Annotated in this window: 19 protein-coding genes and 1 tRNA gene; 6 read left to right on the forward strand and 14 right to left on the reverse strand. The window is 69.7% G+C overall.

Annotation, left to right across the window (positions count from 1 at the left end):
• The 10 genes from ABGA98_RS05665 to ABGA98_RS05710 form a co-directional block, all read right to left on the reverse strand.
• The gene (locus ABGA98_RS05665) at window positions 1-831 is read right to left on the reverse strand and encodes a carbohydrate ABC transporter permease (protein WP_347617075.1); all 831 of its coding nucleotides are present in this window, start codon (window positions 829-831) and stop codon (window positions 1-3) included.
• Window positions 825-1,715, reverse strand: coding sequence for a sugar ABC transporter permease (locus ABGA98_RS05670; protein WP_347617076.1), 891 nt, complete (start codon window positions 1,713-1,715; stop codon window positions 825-827). Before ABGA98_RS05670 ends, ABGA98_RS05665 begins: the two co-directional genes overlap by 7 nt.
• The gene (locus tag ABGA98_RS05675) at window positions 1,712-3,073 is read right to left on the reverse strand and encodes a sugar ABC transporter substrate-binding protein (RefSeq protein ID WP_347617077.1); all 1,362 of its coding nucleotides are present in this window, start codon (window positions 3,071-3,073) and stop codon (window positions 1,712-1,714) included. Before ABGA98_RS05675 ends, ABGA98_RS05670 begins: the two co-directional genes overlap by 4 nt.
• A 41-nt stretch (window positions 3,074-3,114) precedes the next feature.
• Entirely contained in the window at window positions 3,115-4,248 is a 1,134-nt protein-coding gene (locus ABGA98_RS05680; RefSeq protein ID WP_347617078.1) for an alcohol dehydrogenase catalytic domain-containing protein, read from the reverse strand.
• Window positions 4,249-4,642: 394 nt separating this feature from the next.
• Window positions 4,643-5,080: a hypothetical protein gene (locus ABGA98_RS05685; protein WP_347617079.1), complete on the reverse strand. Its 438-nt coding sequence runs from the start codon at window positions 5,078-5,080 to the stop codon at window positions 4,643-4,645.
• Between the two features lie 329 nt (window positions 5,081-5,409).
• Window positions 5,410-5,485, reverse strand: a tRNA-Thr gene (locus ABGA98_RS05690).
• A gap of 39 nt (window positions 5,486-5,524) precedes the next feature.
• On the reverse strand, window positions 5,525-5,755 hold the full coding sequence (locus tag ABGA98_RS05695; RefSeq protein ID WP_347617080.1) for a transposase: 231 nt from the start codon (window positions 5,753-5,755) through the stop codon (window positions 5,525-5,527).
• A 50-nt stretch (window positions 5,756-5,805) separates the two neighbouring features.
• On the reverse strand, window positions 5,806-6,348 hold the full coding sequence (locus ABGA98_RS05700) for an NlpC/P60 family protein (RefSeq protein ID WP_347617081.1): 543 nt from the start codon (window positions 6,346-6,348) through the stop codon (window positions 5,806-5,808).
• Between the two features lie 42 nt (window positions 6,349-6,390).
• Window positions 6,391-7,353 carry a lysozyme gene (locus ABGA98_RS05705; protein ID WP_347617082.1) on the reverse strand — a complete coding sequence of 321 codons (963 nt, stop codon included), beginning with the start codon at window positions 7,351-7,353 and terminating at the stop codon, window positions 6,391-6,393.
• A gap of 38 nt (window positions 7,354-7,391) precedes the next feature.
• Window positions 7,392-7,943, reverse strand: a complete 552-nt coding sequence (locus ABGA98_RS05710) for an AAA family ATPase (RefSeq protein WP_347617083.1) — start codon at window positions 7,941-7,943, stop codon at window positions 7,392-7,394.
• A gap of 260 nt (window positions 7,944-8,203) precedes the next feature.
• On the opposite strand from ABGA98_RS05710, the gene ABGA98_RS05715 reads away from it, so the two are divergent.
• The 3 genes from ABGA98_RS05715 to ABGA98_RS05725 are packed head-to-tail and all read left to right on the forward strand — an operon-like array spanning window position 8,204 to window position 10,398.
• Entirely contained in the window at window positions 8,204-9,145 is a 942-nt protein-coding gene (locus ABGA98_RS05715) for an ATP-binding cassette domain-containing protein (protein ID WP_347617084.1), read from the forward strand.
• Window positions 9,126-9,869, forward strand: coding sequence for an ABC transporter permease (locus ABGA98_RS05720; protein ID WP_347617085.1), 744 nt, complete (start codon window positions 9,126-9,128; stop codon window positions 9,867-9,869). The genes ABGA98_RS05715 and ABGA98_RS05720 overlap by 20 nt, the downstream gene beginning before the upstream one ends.
• Before the next feature lie 19 nt (window positions 9,870-9,888).
• The gene (locus tag ABGA98_RS05725) at window positions 9,889-10,398 is read left to right on the forward strand and encodes an NUDIX domain-containing protein (protein ID WP_347617086.1); all 510 of its coding nucleotides are present in this window, start codon (window positions 9,889-9,891) and stop codon (window positions 10,396-10,398) included.
• Here ABGA98_RS05725 and ABGA98_RS05730 read toward each other — a convergent pair.
• Window positions 10,360-11,043, reverse strand: a complete 684-nt coding sequence (locus tag ABGA98_RS05730) for a flavin reductase family protein (protein ID WP_347617087.1) — start codon at window positions 11,041-11,043, stop codon at window positions 10,360-10,362. The two genes, ABGA98_RS05725 and ABGA98_RS05730, sit on opposite strands and share 39 nt — an antisense overlap.
• A gap of 52 nt (window positions 11,044-11,095) precedes the next feature.
• Window positions 11,096-11,596 carry a MarR family transcriptional regulator gene (locus ABGA98_RS05735; protein ID WP_347617088.1) on the reverse strand — a complete coding sequence of 167 codons (501 nt, stop codon included), beginning with the start codon at window positions 11,594-11,596 and terminating at the stop codon, window positions 11,096-11,098.
• Window positions 11,597-11,735: 139 nt separating this feature from the next.
• Here ABGA98_RS05735 and ABGA98_RS05740 point away from each other — a divergent pair, with 139 nt between their 5' ends.
• A complete protein-coding gene (locus tag ABGA98_RS05740) occupies window positions 11,736-12,437 on the forward strand; it encodes a helix-turn-helix domain-containing protein (protein WP_347617089.1) in 702 nt (233 codons plus the stop codon).
• A gap of 78 nt (window positions 12,438-12,515) precedes the next feature.
• Window positions 12,516-13,061 carry a dihydrofolate reductase family protein gene (locus ABGA98_RS05745; RefSeq protein WP_347617090.1) on the forward strand — a complete coding sequence of 182 codons (546 nt, stop codon included), beginning with the start codon at window positions 12,516-12,518 and terminating at the stop codon, window positions 13,059-13,061.
• A gap of 16 nt (window positions 13,062-13,077) precedes the next feature.
• Here ABGA98_RS05745 and ABGA98_RS05750 read toward each other — a convergent pair whose 3' ends face one another.
• Complete coding sequence (locus tag ABGA98_RS05750) at window positions 13,078-13,677, reverse strand: TetR/AcrR family transcriptional regulator (protein WP_347617091.1); 600 nt, start codon at window positions 13,675-13,677, stop codon at window positions 13,078-13,080.
• A 73-nt stretch (window positions 13,678-13,750) separates the two neighbouring features.
• On the opposite strand from ABGA98_RS05750, the gene ABGA98_RS05755 reads away from it, so the two are divergent.
• Window positions 13,751-14,554, forward strand: a complete 804-nt coding sequence (locus tag ABGA98_RS05755) for a methyltransferase domain-containing protein (RefSeq protein WP_347617092.1) — start codon at window positions 13,751-13,753, stop codon at window positions 14,552-14,554.
• A gap of 4 nt (window positions 14,555-14,558) precedes the next feature.
• On the opposite strand, the gene ABGA98_RS05760 is transcribed toward ABGA98_RS05755, so the two are convergent.
• Window positions 14,559-14,903: a MerR family transcriptional regulator gene (locus ABGA98_RS05760; protein ID WP_347617093.1), complete on the reverse strand. Its 345-nt coding sequence runs from the start codon at window positions 14,901-14,903 to the stop codon at window positions 14,559-14,561.
• Between the last annotated feature and the right edge of the window lie 17 nt (window positions 14,904-14,920).

Consider the following 14,920-nt stretch of genomic DNA (forward strand, 5'->3'; position numbering starts at 1 on the left):
TCACCCCTTGGTCGCGCCGTCGGCGAGACCCTTGATCAGGTATTTCTGCACGGCCAGCGCGAAGACGACCACGGGCAGCACGGTGAGCACGCCCACCGCCGCCAGCGGCCCCCACAGCCCGCCCTTCTCGGTGTCGGCGGCGATGCCCGCGATCGCGACCGGGATGGTGACGGCCCTGTCGTTGGTGAGGATCAGCGCGAACAGCAGTTCCTCCCAGGCCAGGATGATGCAGAAGATCAACGTGGAGATCAGCCCGGTCATGCTGGTGGGCACGATGATCCGGAAGAAGGCGCCGAACCGGGTGCAGCCGTCGATCATCGCCGCCTCCTCCAGTTCCGCGGGCAGGCTGCGGAAGAAGGCCCGCATCAGCCACACCACGTACGGCACCAGGAAGGTGACGTAGGCCAGGATCACGGTGATGTACTGGTCGGTCAGCCCGAGCTTCCTGGCCACCAGGAACAACGGCACGACCAGGGCGATGGGCGGCACCGCGCGGGAGGCCAGGATCAGCCCGCCGACCACGCCCGCTCCGCGCATCCTCATGCGCGACAGCGCGTACGCGGCCATCGACCCGGCCACCATCGAGATGGCCGACGCGCCGGCCGCCACGATCACCGTGTTGATCATGCGGGGCAGGATGCGGGCCTGCTCGAAATAGCTGACGTAGTTGTCGAGGGTCGGCTCGCTCAGCCAGCGCGGCGGGACCGTGAAGATGTCCTTCGGCAGCTTGAACGAGATGCTGACCATGTAGACGACGGGGAGCAGGAAGAGCAGCGTCACCAGGACGGCCCCGGCGATCGCGGCGTAGCGTCCCGCTGTTGACCTCACCATCGGTTCTCCAGGCGGTGGCTGACGCGGAACAGGACCATGGTCAGGAGCAGGGTCAGCACCAGCACGATCGTCGCCATCGAGGAGGCCGTGCCGAACTCCAGGCTCCTGAAGCCCTTCTCGTAGATGTAGAGGTTGAGCACGTTCGTGGCGTTGCCGGGGCCGCCCCTGGTGGCGGCCAGCGCGATGTCGAACATCTTCACCGCGCCCAGCCAGCGCACGATGAACGCGGCGGCCATCACCGGCACGAGCAGCGGCAACGTGATGTGACGCAGCGTCTGCCAGCGGCCGGCGCCGTCGGATCGAGCGGCCTCGTACACGTCGCCGGGCAGCGCCATGATGCCGGCCGCGGCGATGAGCACGACGAACGGCGTCCACCGCCACGTGTCGATGATGATCACGCTGGCCATGGCGAGCGTCGGGTCCCCGATCCACTCGACCGGGCCGATGCCCACGAGCCCGAGCACGTAGTTGACCACGCCCCAGAGCGGGTCGAGCAGCATGCGCCACACGCCGCCCGCCACGACGGGCGCGACGACCATGGGGACCAGGAACAACGCGCGCAGCACGCCCCGCCCCCGCCACTCGACGTTGAGCAGGAACGCGATGGCGAATCCGAGCACCATCTGCAGCGGCAGCGCGATCACCAGGTAGACGGCGGTGACCTTGAGCGACTCCAGGAAACCGGGGTCGTTCAGCACGGTCGCGTAGTTGCGCCAGCCCACCCAGCCGGTCGGCTGGAACGTGGCCAGGTCGAAGTCCGACAGGCTGACCCAGATCGTGTAGAAGATCGGGTAGAGGAGCATGCCGGCCAGCAACATCAGGGCCGGGGCCAGGAAGAACCAGGCGGTGCCCGGCTCTCCCAGCCGCACCCGTCTGGCGATCACTGCCCGTAGCCCTTGGACTTCAGCAGCTCGGTGATCTCCTGGGCGGCCTGCTGGACGGCCTGCTGGGAGGTGGCCTGGCCGGACATCGCGCGGCTGGTCTGCAGCGCCAGGATCTGCTGCACGGCGTCCGACTCGGGCAGGCGCGGACGCCACATCTGGCCCTTGCTGACGACCTCGTAGCCCGACTTGAGCGCTTCGTACACCGGCTTCGCCCACGCGGCGGGCGGGGTGCCGTCGAGCGTGGAGTTACGCGCGGGGAACGTGCCGAAGGCCTTGGCGGTGAACTTCTCGCCCTCCTTGGACGTGACCCACTGCAGCCAGGTCCAGGCGGCGGCCGGGTGCTTGGACTTCTTGGAGATGCCCGCCGTCCAGATGCCGCGGTGGGCGCCCGCGCCCGTCGTGCCCGCGGGCATCGTCGTGATGCCGACCTCGTCGGGCGAGAGCGTGGTGGTGTCCTTGTCGACGGCGGTGCCCTTGAAGACGCTGCCCCACATGAACATGGTGGCCGTCTTGCCCTGCCTGAACGCCTCCAGCGGCTCGTTGAACTGGTAGGTGCTCGCGCCGGGGGGCGCGTACTTGAGCAGGTCCACCTGCGTCTGGAGGGCCTTGACGCCGGTCTCGTCGTTGAAGGCGACCCGCATCTTGTCGTCGAGCAGCCGGCCGCCGTCGGAGTTGAGCACGGTCTGCCAGATGGTGGGGGTCAGCGGGTCCTTGGTGAAGTACGTGCCCACCGCCCACGCGTCGGTCTTGCCGTCGCCGTCGGTGTCCTGCACCAGCTTCTCGGCGTCCGCGAAATACTGGTCCCAGGTCGTCTCGGCGCTCGGCTCCTCGACCCCGGCCTTCTTGTAGAGGGTCTTGTTGTAGAACATGAGCAGCAGGTTCGACCGGACGGGCACGGCGTACTGCTTGTCCTCCCACTGCCCGGCCGCCAGCGGCGTGGGGTTGAAATCCGCCCAGTCATAGTCAGGAACGTTCCACTTGGCCAGCTCCGGGCCCTTGAGGTCGTAGAGCGCCCCGGTCTTGGCGAGCTGCGGCAGCCAGGGGTCGTCAGCCAGCACCGCGTCGTAGGTGGCCTCCGTGCCGGTGAGCTCCAGCATCGTCTTGGCGAGCTGGTCGTTGTACGGGACGCCGTCGACGGTGACCTTGATGTTCGGATATTTCTTGTTGAACTCGGGCACGAGCTGGTCCTGCCACTGTTTGGCGAACGCGTCGTTGGCGATGACGCGGATCGACACGGGGGCACCCGCGCTGCCGAGGCCGCCTCCGTCGGCCGGGATCTCCTCGGCGGGGGAGCCGCAGGCGGCGAGCGCCAGTGCGAGCGCGGAAGCCGTCGCGGCCAGCCGGATGTTCCTTGGCATGTGCCAGCTCCTTCGGGGGTGTTCGTTCCGGGGGTGAAATTTCAGGCGGCGGGATCGATCGCGAGCTTCACGATGTCCCTGCCGTCGAGGGAGTAGCCGCCGCCGAGCGCCTCCAGGGCCTGCCTGGCCCTGGCCAGCGGGAGGCGGTGGCTGACGAGCTGGTCGAAGGGCGGGCCCGCGCGCTCCAGGAGGGCGAGCGCGCTGTGATAGCGGCGCTGCATGTCGGGGCCGGCGCCGTAGACGCCGGCGATCGTGAGGTCCCGCTTCAGCAGGTCGCTGTAGGGGTTGAAGGGGACGGCGCCGCGGTCGGTGAAGTTGCCCACCTCCGCCAGCACGCCACCGTCGCCCACCAGCCCGACGGCCTCGACGAACGACTCGGGCGAGCCGGCCGTGCCGATCACGGCGTCGGCCGGGCGGCCCGCGCCGAGCGCGTCCAGGACCGCGCGCCTGCGCGCGGCCGGATCGTCCGCGCGGCCGAGGCCGACCACCTCGTCCGCGCCGAGCGCCCTGGCCAGCGCCAGCCGGGCCGGCGGCCCGCCGACCGCCACGACGCGCGCCGCGCCGGCCGCCCGGGCCGCCACCACCGCCATCAGCCCGATCGCGCCGACGCCCTGGACGACCACGGCCGAGCCGATCCTGACGCCGGCGCGCTCCACACCGTGCAGCGCCACCGACAGGGGCTCCTGGAGCACGGCCGTCTGCGGGGGCAGGTCGGTCCGGTAGAAGACGGTGCCGGCGTTGGAGGCGTGCAGGTGGGTGGCGAAGCCGCCGGTGAGGTACGGCGGGCGGTCGGCGGGCGAGGCGAAGCCGTACGAGGGGCGGCGTTCGGGGCAGCTGCCCGGCCGCCGCCGCACGGTGCACTCGTAGCACCGGCCGCAGCTCAGGGACGGGAAGACGCCGACGCGGTCGCCGACGCGCACCGCTTCGCCCGCGTGGTCGGTCGTGACGCCCTCGCCGAGCGCGGCCAAGCGCCCGACGATCTCGTGGCCGAGCAGGGCGGGGAACCGGATGCTGGCCAGGCGGCCGCGGTAGATGTGCGCGTCGGTGCCGCACATGCCGCACAGCTCGACCTCCAGCAGGAACTCGCCGGGGCCGGGCTCGGGCAGGGCGTATTCGCGAACCTCCACGGCGCCGGAGGCGCTCATGACGATCGCCGCGCGCGCCGTCCCGCTCATCCCCGCCTCCGCATTCTGGATTCTATAGAATGCAGTAGAAGGTAGTTTGTCCGGATTTGACGGTCAAGGGGTTGCGGCAATGTTTCTCAGCAGCTCATCGGCACCGCACGAAGGCGGTGCCGGGGTGTCGCTCCACCCGTTGCGCGACGGCCGGACCCCATGGGCCCGGATGAGCCGGCGAGGCCAGGGCACGAGAAACGCCCGGCTCCGCGGGTGCGGACCGGGCGTTCAGCTGTTCGGTTTGCGAGCCCCCGCACGGAACGCGCCCGGGGCTCGCCGCGATATTTGAGGACAGGCTTGGACACCCATCGTCGGGCGCCCAGCCGGTGTCCACGACCGTGCGGTACGGCCGGCGTACTACGTCATCGCCCGGCGCCTCGCGGCGCCGCACAGATCATCCGCAGTGGACGTTACGCTTGTACACAAAGGCCTTCTTGCCCGACTTACCCTCGATGTGAGCGGACACATCGATGCACTTGTTCTTGGCTGCGACGTAGACAGGACCCGCGTACCGCGAGAAGTCGCCCCAGTCGGTGTCGGCCCAGGAGCTCTTGTTGGACGAGCGAATCCGCACCGCCTTATAGTCGGATCGGCCGTAGTTCGACCCGGAGCCGTAGGCCAGCGCACAGTTCTTTCCGGCGCCGGCGTTCCACCGGATCTCAAGGAGACCGTACTTCTGGCCGCCTTGGCTGATGTTGTAGGTTCCCACGAGCTTGTAGCCGCTTCCACAGGGGGTGGCGGCACTGGCGGCACTGGCGGGAGCAGCGCTCGCCGAGATGATCCCGGCTGCGAGCATCCCAGCACTCACGACAGCCGCCACTTTGGTACGCATACGCATCTTCCCTCACCGTGTCGCATGGACGACCCGATCGCAGTTCAATGTTCGGGCCTCTGTAGCCCTGTGAGGATAACGGGTCCCCGCAGGACACATCTGGCACTTCGCCTCACAAATGTCACAAGCGACGCAGCGCAACAAAGCCACCGCAATAGGGACTAGCTGGGCATACTCGCACCGACAGCGAACAGAAGTGGCTCCGCTCAGGCGGACAGGACACGGAGAAGTCGCGGCGAGTCGGCGCTACACCACGAACGGAACACTCACAGACGCCGTCAATCTGCGGCAGTCATGCGATGCAATCACCAGCAAGGCTGGCTTCGAGATGGAGCCCCCAAACGGAATCGAACCGTTGACCTTCTCCTTACCATGGAGACGCTCTGCCGACTGAGCTATAGGGGCCTGTCCGGCGCTGCGGACAGGTGTAACCATACACGGCGCTCAGCCCTGATGCGAACTTGTTCCGGCCTCCGCGGGAACCCCCGCACGGCGCCGGGCGGGCAGCTCGACGACCTCGCACAGGTCGGCCAGATCGACGAGCCCGGCCACCTGCGCGACCGAGGTGCAATCGGCGATCACGCACCCGTGCCTGCGCACACGCAACACCTGCCGGCCGGCCCTCATGGCCGGCAGGATCTCGTAGCCGTCGAGGCCGACCCATCGCCTGTCCATAGCCGCACACATTAGCCACCGGGTCTCTCAATTTCCGGCCGCCCCACGCGTCACCGGACCGTACGCGGCGGGCGGTAGCGGTAGAAGCCGGCGAAGTCCTTCTTCTCGGCGATGTCGTCGACGCGCACGATCGCCCCGGTCTCGGGCGCGTTCATCATCGTCCCATTGCCCAGGTAGATGCCGACATGATGGGTTCTGACGGTCTTTTTGGTGATCTTTCCGAAGAACGCTAAGTCCCCCGGCTTCGGGGACTTCACCCGGCGCATCTTCCGTACGTGCGCGTCGGTGTTGCCCGGCCCCAGCACGTCTCTGCCGTGCGCCAGCGCGTACACCCATCTGGCCAGCCCCGAGCAGTCGAGGCCGCGCGTTCTGGCCGCCGGGCAGGGCTTGATCCTGCCCCGGTAACCCCTGCACGTGCCCTTCGAGGGGCCGGGCTCCTCGGCGTGGCCGCCACCCCACGAGTACGCGATGCCGTACCGCTCGATCTCGTAGGCGATCTGGACGATCCTGGGCGGCAGGGACAGGCCGAGCGGCACCGAGGCCGTGGCGGTGAGCAGGATCAGCGCCGCCGCCACAACCAACCGCCGCTTCATCCCAAACCCCCTTTAACACCAGGACTTGGGATTTATCCTGCCTTATCGCGCTTTCAGGGTGAGTTTCACTGAACCGACGGTCACGTTCATGCCGACCGTGCCCTTCGACTTCCTGGGCTTGGTGGTGAACACGAACGTCACCTTCTTCGCCCGCGGCAACTCCTCGATCCGGCACGACACCGCCGTCCCGCTGAACTTGCACGCCGGCGCCTCGACCACCCGCTGCCCGCCGAACGCGCGCCCCGACACCTTGATGTCCTTGACGGGGTGCGGGCCCGTGTTCGTCACGACGACCCGGTACGACGTCCGGCTCCTGGCCTCGCCCGAGACCATCACCTCGGCGGGCGGGTTGGCCAGCGCCTTGAGCTGGGACTCGCTGCCGTTGAACGCGTTCTGACCGCCGGCCAGCGTGCCCTTGTCCGCCGACTGCCAGAACGTGTGCCTCTTCCAGCTCTTCGGCAGCGCACCGGGCTCGCTGCCCCAGCGGGCCAGCCAGAGGGGGTTGGACGTGAAGGCGGCCGAGTTTCCCGTGCAGGTCCGCCACCAGCTCGTCGTGGTGTAGATGATCGCGTGCCGCCCGGTCGCCCTGCGGTAGCGGACGGTGAAGTCCTTGATCCAGCCGACCATGTCCTTCGTCGACAGGCCGTAGCAGGAGTTCTTGCCGTTCTTGTCTTTGTACGGATTGTCCTCCACGTCGAGGACCCCGGGCAGGGTTTGGCCGTCGCCGATCCAGTCGCCGCCATTTTGGAGGAAATAGTCGGCTTGAGTTGTCCCGTCGGATTCGTGCGGTTGCGCAAAGTGATAGGCGCCGCGGTGGAGCCCGGCCTCCGCCGCGCCGCCGAACTGCGTGCCGAAACGCGGGTTGCGGTAGTCGGCCCCCTCGGTGGCCTGCACGAACGCGAACTTCCCGCCCCCGGAGGCCACGCTCTCCCAGTCGATGTCACCGGTCCAGTTGCTGACGTCGACCCCGGGAACGCCGTCGGCGGCCTCGGCGACTCCCGTCATCCCCGTCGCCAGAATGACCGCTGATAACCACAGACGTTTCACCCCGGAGATCCTTCCGGAGCCATACACAAATGTGCAAGTCCGGCAATATCCACGCTCTTCGACGTATCAACTGAAATGACCGGCCCCAGCGCGAGCGGCCGCGCCGCCGCCGTCCACTGCCGCCAGCGCTCGTCATCGACCTCGGCGTCATGGTGGATCGTGTGCCGCACCCGGCGCTCGTACCGGCTTCTCGCCACATCGGACGGCACCTCGCACCAGACCTCGCGCACCCTCGCGGGCGGGACGCCCGCGCGGTCGAGCCCGGCCAGCACCACGGGACGCAGCGGCGCGAGCCACGGGCTCTCCAGCACCGCACCCGGCGGGGAGTTCGCGAGCAACGTCCACAGGCTCTCGCCCGCGGCCATCCCGAGGCGCCTGCTCCACTCCCGCGCCTCCACGCCGTCGGGCCTGGCGAGGACGTCGGCCAGCGTCTCCTTGAGATCGTCCTTGGAGAACACGGGCAGCCCGAGTTCGCGGCCGAGCGCCCGGGCCAGCGTGCTCTTCCCCGCTCCCGGCAGCCCGTTCACCAGCACGGCAAGTCTGCGCATGACCCGACATGCTGCCAGAACCACCGCCCCCGGACCCCCGTCCGGAAAAAACTTCTCCGCCATCCGGAAACCCGCACCTCAGAGCCCTGAAATCGCCCCTATGGGAGCGGCCGCCGAAGACGTCGTTTCCGCAGGTCAGAGCGGTTCGTGAACGTCACATTCGCGTTTGCCAAACCCGGTTTCCCCTGCGCAAACTTCTCCCATTCCGGATTTCCCGCCCCGACCAGGGGTTTCTTCGCCATGCCCAGAGGAGACCGACCATGATCCACACCCGGGGCCTGACCCGAGAGTTCAAGGTCAAGAAGGAGACCGTCACCGCCGTTCGCGGCATCGACCTCGACGTGGAGGCCGGCCGGCTCGTGGCGTTCCTCGGCCCCAACGGCGCAGGCAAGTCCACGACCCTGCGCATGCTCACCACACTGCTGCCGCCCACCTCGGGCACCGCCAGGGTGGCGGGCCACGACGTAAGCAAGAACCCGGCCGCCGTCCGCGCCCGCATCGGCTACGTCGGCCAGAAGAACAGCGCGGGCGAGAACTTCTTCGTCCGCGACGAGCTCATCACCCAGGGCCGCTGCTACGGCCTGAGCATCCGCGACGCGGCCGCCCGCGCCGACGAACTGCTGGACCTGCTCGACCTCCGGCCGCTGGCCAGGCGCAAGCCCGGCACCCTCTCCGGCGGCCAGCGCCGCCGCCTTGACATCGCCCTCGGCCTCATCCACCGCCCTGACCTGCTCTTTCTGGACGAGCCCTCGACCGGCCTCGACCCGAACAGCCGCGCCGACATCTGGCAGCACATCCTCCGGCTGCGGGAGACGTTCGGCACGACGCTCTTCCTCACCACGCACTACCTGGAGGAGGCCGACACCATGGCGGAACGTCTGGTGATCATCGACGGCGGGAGGATCATCGCGGACGGCACCGCCGAACAGCTCAAGAACGACCTCGCCGGCGACCACATCACCATCACCACCAGCACCGAGCAGGAGGCCGCGACGGCCGCCCGCATCGGCAACGGGACCGCGACCGGCACCACCGTGCGACTCCAGGTGCCCAACGCCGCCGCCGCGCTGCCCGACTATCTCCGCACCCTGGACGGATCCGGCATCAAGGTCACCACCGCCGAGACCGCCCGCCCCACCCTCGACGACGTGTTCCTCGCTCTTACCGGGAGAAGCCTCACCGATGACGACATTCCTGCGTGACACCGCCACCGTCTTCTCGCGCGAGGTCAGGCCGGCCCTGCGCGAGCCCGTCGGGCTCCTCTTCGAGATGGGGCAGCCGCTGCTGTTCCTGTTCCTGTTCGGGTCGCTGCTGGACGGGGCGGTCGGCTCGTCCTGGCAGTGGTTCGTGCCGGGGATCCTGGTCATGATGTGCCTGACCGGCCCGATGGGCGCCGGTTACACGCTGCTGGTCGAGCTGATCGGCGGCTCGACGGAGCGCCTGATGGTCACGCCGCTCAACCGCACCGCGATGCTCGTCGGCAGGACCATGAAGGAGATGATCGTCCTGCTGGCCCAGGCCGTGCTGATCATCGCGCTGGCGCTGCCCCTCGGCTTCGAACTCCATCCGGCGGGCGTGCTGGCCGGTCTGGTGCTGCTCGTGATCTTCGGGGTCGGGCTGGGCTCCCTCTCGTTCGTCCTCGCCATCAAGTCGGCGCCCGGCGGCACCCTGTTCTACATCGTCAGCCAGTCGATCCTCTTCCCGCTGCTCCTGTGCTCGGGCGTGCTCCTCCCGCTGGACACCGGCCCCGCCTGGCTGCGGGCCATCGGGTACGCCAACCCGGTCACGTACATCGTCGACGCCCAGCGCGCCCTCTTCGCCGGCCACCTCGCGAGCCCCTCCATCCTGTACGGCACCGCCGCCGCCTGCGCGGTGGCCGCGGCCGGGCTCTACCTCGGCAACCGGGCCATGCGCCGGGGCGTGTGATCGCGGGCACCATGGAGACATGACGGATTTGCTCCTGACCGGCACGGTCCCCTATGTCCCCGTGGCGCACCGCATGGACCTGATGCGCACCGCGACCCTCCCGCCGCTGGATCAGACCACGTGCGCGTTCGCGTTCGTGTCGGACCGGGCGGGCCGCACCCTCATGACGCGCGTGGACGGGCGGGGCTGGGACATCCCCGGCGGCCACCTCGAACCCGGCGAGACGGCGGCGGGCGCCGCGGTCCGCGAGCTGTACGAGGAGACCGGCCTGCGCCTGCCCTCGTCCGCGCTGTCCGTCTTCGCCTGGCAGCGCATCGAACTGCTCGCCCCGGCGCCCGACGGCTACCGCTATCCGCCGCTGGCGTACATGGTGATGTTCCGGGCCTCGCTCCCCGAGCTGGGCTCTCCGACCCGGCCGCCCGCCGGGTCGGAGGCCACCGGCGCCGGCTGGCTGGCGTTCGAGGAGATCAACCGGGTCTGCGCCGGCCGCTCATGGCTGGCCCTGGTGGACGGCGCGGGCCCGCTCTAGGTCGGCGCTGCGGTAGAGCCGCTCGGGGATCCGCGCGAGCGTGGACGGGTGCACCTGCGGACCGAGCCCGTACAACTTCTGGAAGCTCATGATCAGCGGGCGCCAGGCGTCGGGGTCGATGCGGTCGTCCGTGCCCGCCATGCGGATCTCCTCGTGCACCCAGACCCTCTGCACCCGCACCTCGAACGCCAGGATCCCGCCCTCGTCCCCCACCGGGTGGTGGCGTTCGACGACGGCCTCCATGGCGACCGGGCACTCGTCCACCCGGGGCGGCGCCACCGTCTCGGACGGGACGGCGCTCAGCCCCGCCCGCCCGAACTTGTCGGCCACGTGCCGGTAACCGCGCGCGTGCTTCCGCTCGGGCACGGGGTCGGACCCGGTGGTCAGCGCCAGCCGGTCGACGGCCGGCGCGAGCGCGTCGGACGGGAGGTTGAGCACGCATTCGCCGGTCCTGAGCATGTTCTGTGCCGTTTTGGCCCGCATCCCCAGCCCCAGCACCGCCCGCCAGCCCAGCCAGAACGCCGACGACATGGGCGCCAGGTTGGGGCTGCCGTCCTCGTTCATGGAGGAGATGAGGACCACGGGGGTGCCGAAGTAGAGGATGTTCGGCTCGATGAGGGTGTGGGTGCCGGCGACAGTGCTCATGGCGCTCTACTTTCGCGGCAGATGAGGGCCGGGCGCTGGCGGCCTTCGGACGTCACTCCCACGCGGGGTCGTCCGCCAGCTTCTCCGCGATGCGGTCGTGGAAACTCTTGCGGGCCAGGGCCTGCTCGATGTCGGCGACGACCCGGGTGAGCGGATAGGGGATCTCGGCCTCGATCTCGGCGACGGCGGCCTCGGTGGCCCGCCACTCCGCCGCCAGGCGGCCGACGACGCCGCGGGCGTGGTCGGTGAGCGTCACCTTCTTGCTGCGCGCGTCGTCACCCGGCACGGTCTCGACCCAGCCTGCCTCCCGCATGGCGGCCACCTTCTGGCTCAGCGCCGAGTGTGTCCGCCCGACCGACTCGGCGAGTTCGGTGATGGTCATCGGCCCGAGGGCGTCGAGCCGGAGCAGCTCCATCACGAAGCTCGGCTTGAGCCCGTCGATGCGCTTCTCGGTGTAGAGGCGGGCGATGTCGGCGTCCATCGACGCCTGCAGCACCCGCAGCGGCCGCCAGAGGCTCTCGCGGGTGGGATCCGGGGTGGTGGGGTCAGCCATGAGGCAACTATAACAGTTCTTATATAAGGACTGTTATTTCCTTGGCCGATCCGGGCGTCCTGCGCCCTGCACGGACGGCCGGAATCGTGCCAGACTGCCTGATCAGGGGTGCCACACGCGGCGAAGGGGGATGACCCGGGTGGGATTGCACGTCGAGAGCCGACCCTCCGATTCGCCGCACATCGAGCGGGTGTGGCGCAGCAGGAGCCATGACATCGCCCGGATGACGTCGATCGCGACCGCCCATTACGAGCTGGTGCTCTGGGAACACCGCGGTCAGGTCAGCGTGGCCGTACGGGGGCCCGAGACGGCGGCGAGCGCCGCCCCCGTGCCCGAGGACGCGACGTTCTTCGGCATCACGTTCTCGCTCGGCACGTCCATGCCCCATCTGCCCAGCGGCCGGCTCGTCAACGGCGCCGTGGAGATCCCCGGCGCGACGCGCAGGTCGTTCTGGCTGAAGGGCTCCACCTGGCGCCTTCCCGATTACGACAACGCCGAGGCGTTCGTCCGGCGGATGGTGCGCGAGGGGGTGGTGGACTGCGACCCCATCGTCGCCACGGTGCTGCGCGGCGCTGCGCCGGACGTGTCAGAACGCACCGTCCAGCGGCGTTTCATGGCGGCGACCGGCCTCACGCGCGGCGCCGCCCAGCGGATCTCGCGCGCCAGGCAGGCGGCGGTCCTGATCCAGGAGGGCACGCCGGTCGGCGACGTGATCCACCGGCTCGGTTATTTCGACCAGCCGCACCTGGCGCGGTCGCTGACCCGCTATGTCGGGCGGACCGCCACGCAGTTGAGCGCCCAGGTGCCGGACGAGCCGCTGTCGCTTCTGTACAAGACGTGAGCGGCCTCCCCGCCTAACCTTCACATCGGCGCATACGCGCCACCCCGTGAACAACTCCGACGGCTAGGGAACCGAACGATGGCTAAGATCATTTCGAGCTTCTTCATCTCCGTGGACGGCGTGGTCGAGTCGCCGGACCAGTGGCACTTCCCCTACTGGAACGACGAGATGGGCGCCGTGGCCGAGGCCGGCATGAAGAACGCGGCGGCGATGCTGATGGGCCGCAAGCTCTACGACGAGTGGTCCGCCTACTGGACGACGACGGACGCCGACCCGGAGGTGGCCGCGACGATCAACAACGCCCGCAAGTTCGTCGTGTCCAACACCCTGGAGAAGGCCGACTGGGACAACACCACCATCGTCTCCGGTGACGTCGCGGCCAGGCTCCGCGAGATCAAGGAGGAGATCAGCGGCGACATCGGGATGTCCGGCTCCGCGACGACCGTGCGGTGGCTGCTGGCCAACGGGCTGCTCGACGAGCTCCACCTGCTCGTCCACCCGATCGCCGTGGGTCACGGCCAGCGGTTGTTCGAGGACACCCCGACCCACCCGCTGAAGCTGGTCAAGTCGGAGACCTTCCAGACCGGCGTGCTCAACCTGAGGTACGTCCCCGACGCCGGCTGAGCACCTGTCACGCGGGTCAGAGCAGCCGTCGCTGCACGACGTCGGCCATGACCGTGTTCACGACCCTCTCGACGGCTCCGGCCTCCGGCGGGGCGCCCTCCTGGCCGGCGTACAGCAGGTGCGCGGACCCGATGAGAGCGAGCGCCAGCGTGTCGACGTCGGCGTCCGCGGCGATGCGGCCCATCTCGCGCTCTTCCGCGAGGTAGGAGGCGATCATGGTGGTGGCCTCGGCCAGGAGCGGGATCCCGGTGGGCAGGGTCCGGCGCAGCCGGGCCCGCAGCTCGTCCCTGAAGGTGATGAGGCCGACGATCGCCACGGCGACCGACTCGAACACGCCGGTCAGCGCTCCGGTGAGGTTGCCGGCGACGGTGCCGGTGCCGGCGGAGGCGCGCAGGGCGACCGCCTGAGCGTCGATGCGGCCGATGCGGTCGAGAACGAGCTCGGCGAGGAAGGCGTCGAAGTCGGCGAAGTGCCGGTGCAGCACGCCCTTGGCGCAGCCGGCCTCGGTGGTGAGCGCCCGGCTGGTCAGCCCGCTCGGCCCGGCCCGGAGCAGGATGCGCTCCGCGGCGTTGAACAGCTGCTCGCGCACGTCGCGCATGGCCACGCCTGTCGGCACCGCGCGTCCCTCCTCAACCGTCGCCGGGCACTCCAGGCTAGACGAGTGGGCAGATGCCCACTATGGTGGGCGCATGCCCACTATCCCGCGGGAAAACAACCAGCCCCATCGGCTCCGGCAGGTCGCCGAATCGTTCGGCACGGACGCCGAACGCTACGACCGCACCCGCCCCCGCTACCCTGACGCCCTGGTGGAGCGCATCGTCGCCGCCGCCCCCGGGCCCGACCTGCTCGACGTCGGCTGCGGCACCGGCATCGCCGCCCGCCAGTTCCAGGCCGCCGGCTGCACGGTGCTCGGCGTCGAGCCCGACGAGCGCATGGCCGCCCTGGCCCGGCGCACCGGAGTCGCATGCGAGGTGTCGACGTTCGAGGCCTGGGACGCCGCGGGCCGGACCTTCGACACGGTCACCGCCGGGCAGACCTGGCACTGGGTGGACCCGGTCGCCGGCGCGGCCAAGGCGGCGGAGGTGCTGCGGCCCGGGGGGCGGCTGGCCCTGTTCTGGAACGCGTTCCAGCCTCCGCCCGGCCTGAACGAGGCCTTCGCCGCGGCCTACCGCCAGGTGCTGCCCGAGATGCCGGGCTACGACCACACGAAGCCGGTCAAGGAGGCGTACGCCGCGATGTGCGCCATGGCCGCGGACGGCATGCGCGAGGCCGGCGCGTTCGGCGACCCGGAGCAGTGGCACGTCGACTGGGAGCACACCTACACCCGGGACGCGTGGCTCGACCAGGTACCCACGCACGGAGGCGGCACCCGGCTCCCGCCCGACACAATGGACGAACTGCTGTCGGCCATCGGCGCCGCGATCGACGCGGTGGGCGGCGCCTTCACGATGAGCTACACCGCCGTGATGGTCAGCGCGGCACGAACCGCCTGACGGCTCAGGGCCGCGCCAGGAGCCCGGCGAGAGCGTCACGGCTGCTCTGGAGCTCGTCCATACGCTGGTCCATGGTCGCCAGCTCACCGTTCAGGATGTCCCACAACTCGGCACACCACTCGATGTCCGGGCGCTCGCCCCGCGCGCACGGCAACACCGACCGGATCACCTCGGTGGACAGGCCGGCCCTCAGCAAGGCGCGCACCTGCCGCACCGTGACCACCGCGTCCTCGTCGAAGTGCCGGTAGCCGTTGGGGCCGCGGCTGGTGCCGAGCAGACCCTGCGCCTCGTAGTAGCGCAGCAGGCGGGCGCTGACCCCGGTGCGCCGCGACAACTCACCGATCAGCATGCGGTTTGACCTTTCCA

It is taken from the genome of Nonomuraea sp. B1E8, from assembly GCF_039871515.1.
GTDB lineage: Bacteria > Actinomycetota > Actinomycetes > Streptosporangiales > Streptosporangiaceae > Nonomuraea.

Bases quoted from the DNA above. Each gene is read 5' to 3' on its own strand.
- ABGA98_RS05735 (WP_347617088.1), bottom strand. From the start codon at position 11,596: ATGGCTGACCCCACCACCCCGGATCCCACCCGCGAGAGCCTCTGGCGG.
- ABGA98_RS05720 (WP_347617085.1), top strand. From the start codon at position 9,126: ATGACGACATTCCTGCGTGACACCGCCACCGTCTTCTCGCGCGAGGTC.
- ABGA98_RS05725 (WP_347617086.1), top strand. From the start codon at position 9,889: ATGACGGATTTGCTCCTGACCGGCACGGTCCCCTATGTCCCCGTGGCG.
- ABGA98_RS05680 (WP_347617078.1), bottom strand. From the start codon at position 4,248: ATGAGCGGGACGGCGCGCGCGGCGATCGTCATGAGCGCCTCCGGCGCC.
- ABGA98_RS05710 (WP_347617083.1), bottom strand. From the start codon at position 7,943: ATGCGCAGACTTGCCGTGCTGGTGAACGGGCTGCCGGGAGCGGGGAAG.
- ABGA98_RS05760 (WP_347617093.1), bottom strand. From the start codon at position 14,903: ATGCTGATCGGTGAGTTGTCGCGGCGCACCGGGGTCAGCGCCCGCCTG.
- ABGA98_RS05705 (WP_347617082.1), bottom strand. From the start codon at position 7,353: ATGACGGGAGTCGCCGAGGCCGCCGACGGCGTTCCCGGGGTCGACGTC.
- ABGA98_RS05715 (WP_347617084.1), top strand. From the start codon at position 8,204: ATGATCCACACCCGGGGCCTGACCCGAGAGTTCAAGGTCAAGAAGGAG.
- ABGA98_RS05700 (WP_347617081.1), bottom strand. From the start codon at position 6,348: ATGAAGCGGCGGTTGGTTGTGGCGGCGGCGCTGATCCTGCTCACCGCC.
- ABGA98_RS05745 (WP_347617090.1), top strand. From the start codon at position 12,516: ATGGCTAAGATCATTTCGAGCTTCTTCATCTCCGTGGACGGCGTGGTC.
- ABGA98_RS05730 (WP_347617087.1), bottom strand. From the start codon at position 11,043: ATGAGCACTGTCGCCGGCACCCACACCCTCATCGAGCCGAACATCCTC.
- ABGA98_RS05675 (WP_347617077.1), bottom strand. From the start codon at position 3,073: ATGCCAAGGAACATCCGGCTGGCCGCGACGGCTTCCGCGCTCGCACTG.
- ABGA98_RS05685 (WP_347617079.1), bottom strand. From the start codon at position 5,080: ATGCGTACCAAAGTGGCGGCTGTCGTGAGTGCTGGGATGCTCGCAGCC.
- ABGA98_RS05755 (WP_347617092.1), top strand. From the start codon at position 13,751: ATGCCCACTATCCCGCGGGAAAACAACCAGCCCCATCGGCTCCGGCAG.
- ABGA98_RS05665 (WP_347617075.1), bottom strand. From the start codon at position 831: ATGGTGAGGTCAACAGCGGGACGCTACGCCGCGATCGCCGGGGCCGTC.
- ABGA98_RS05695 (WP_347617080.1), bottom strand. From the start codon at position 5,755: ATGGACAGGCGATGGGTCGGCCTCGACGGCTACGAGATCCTGCCGGCC.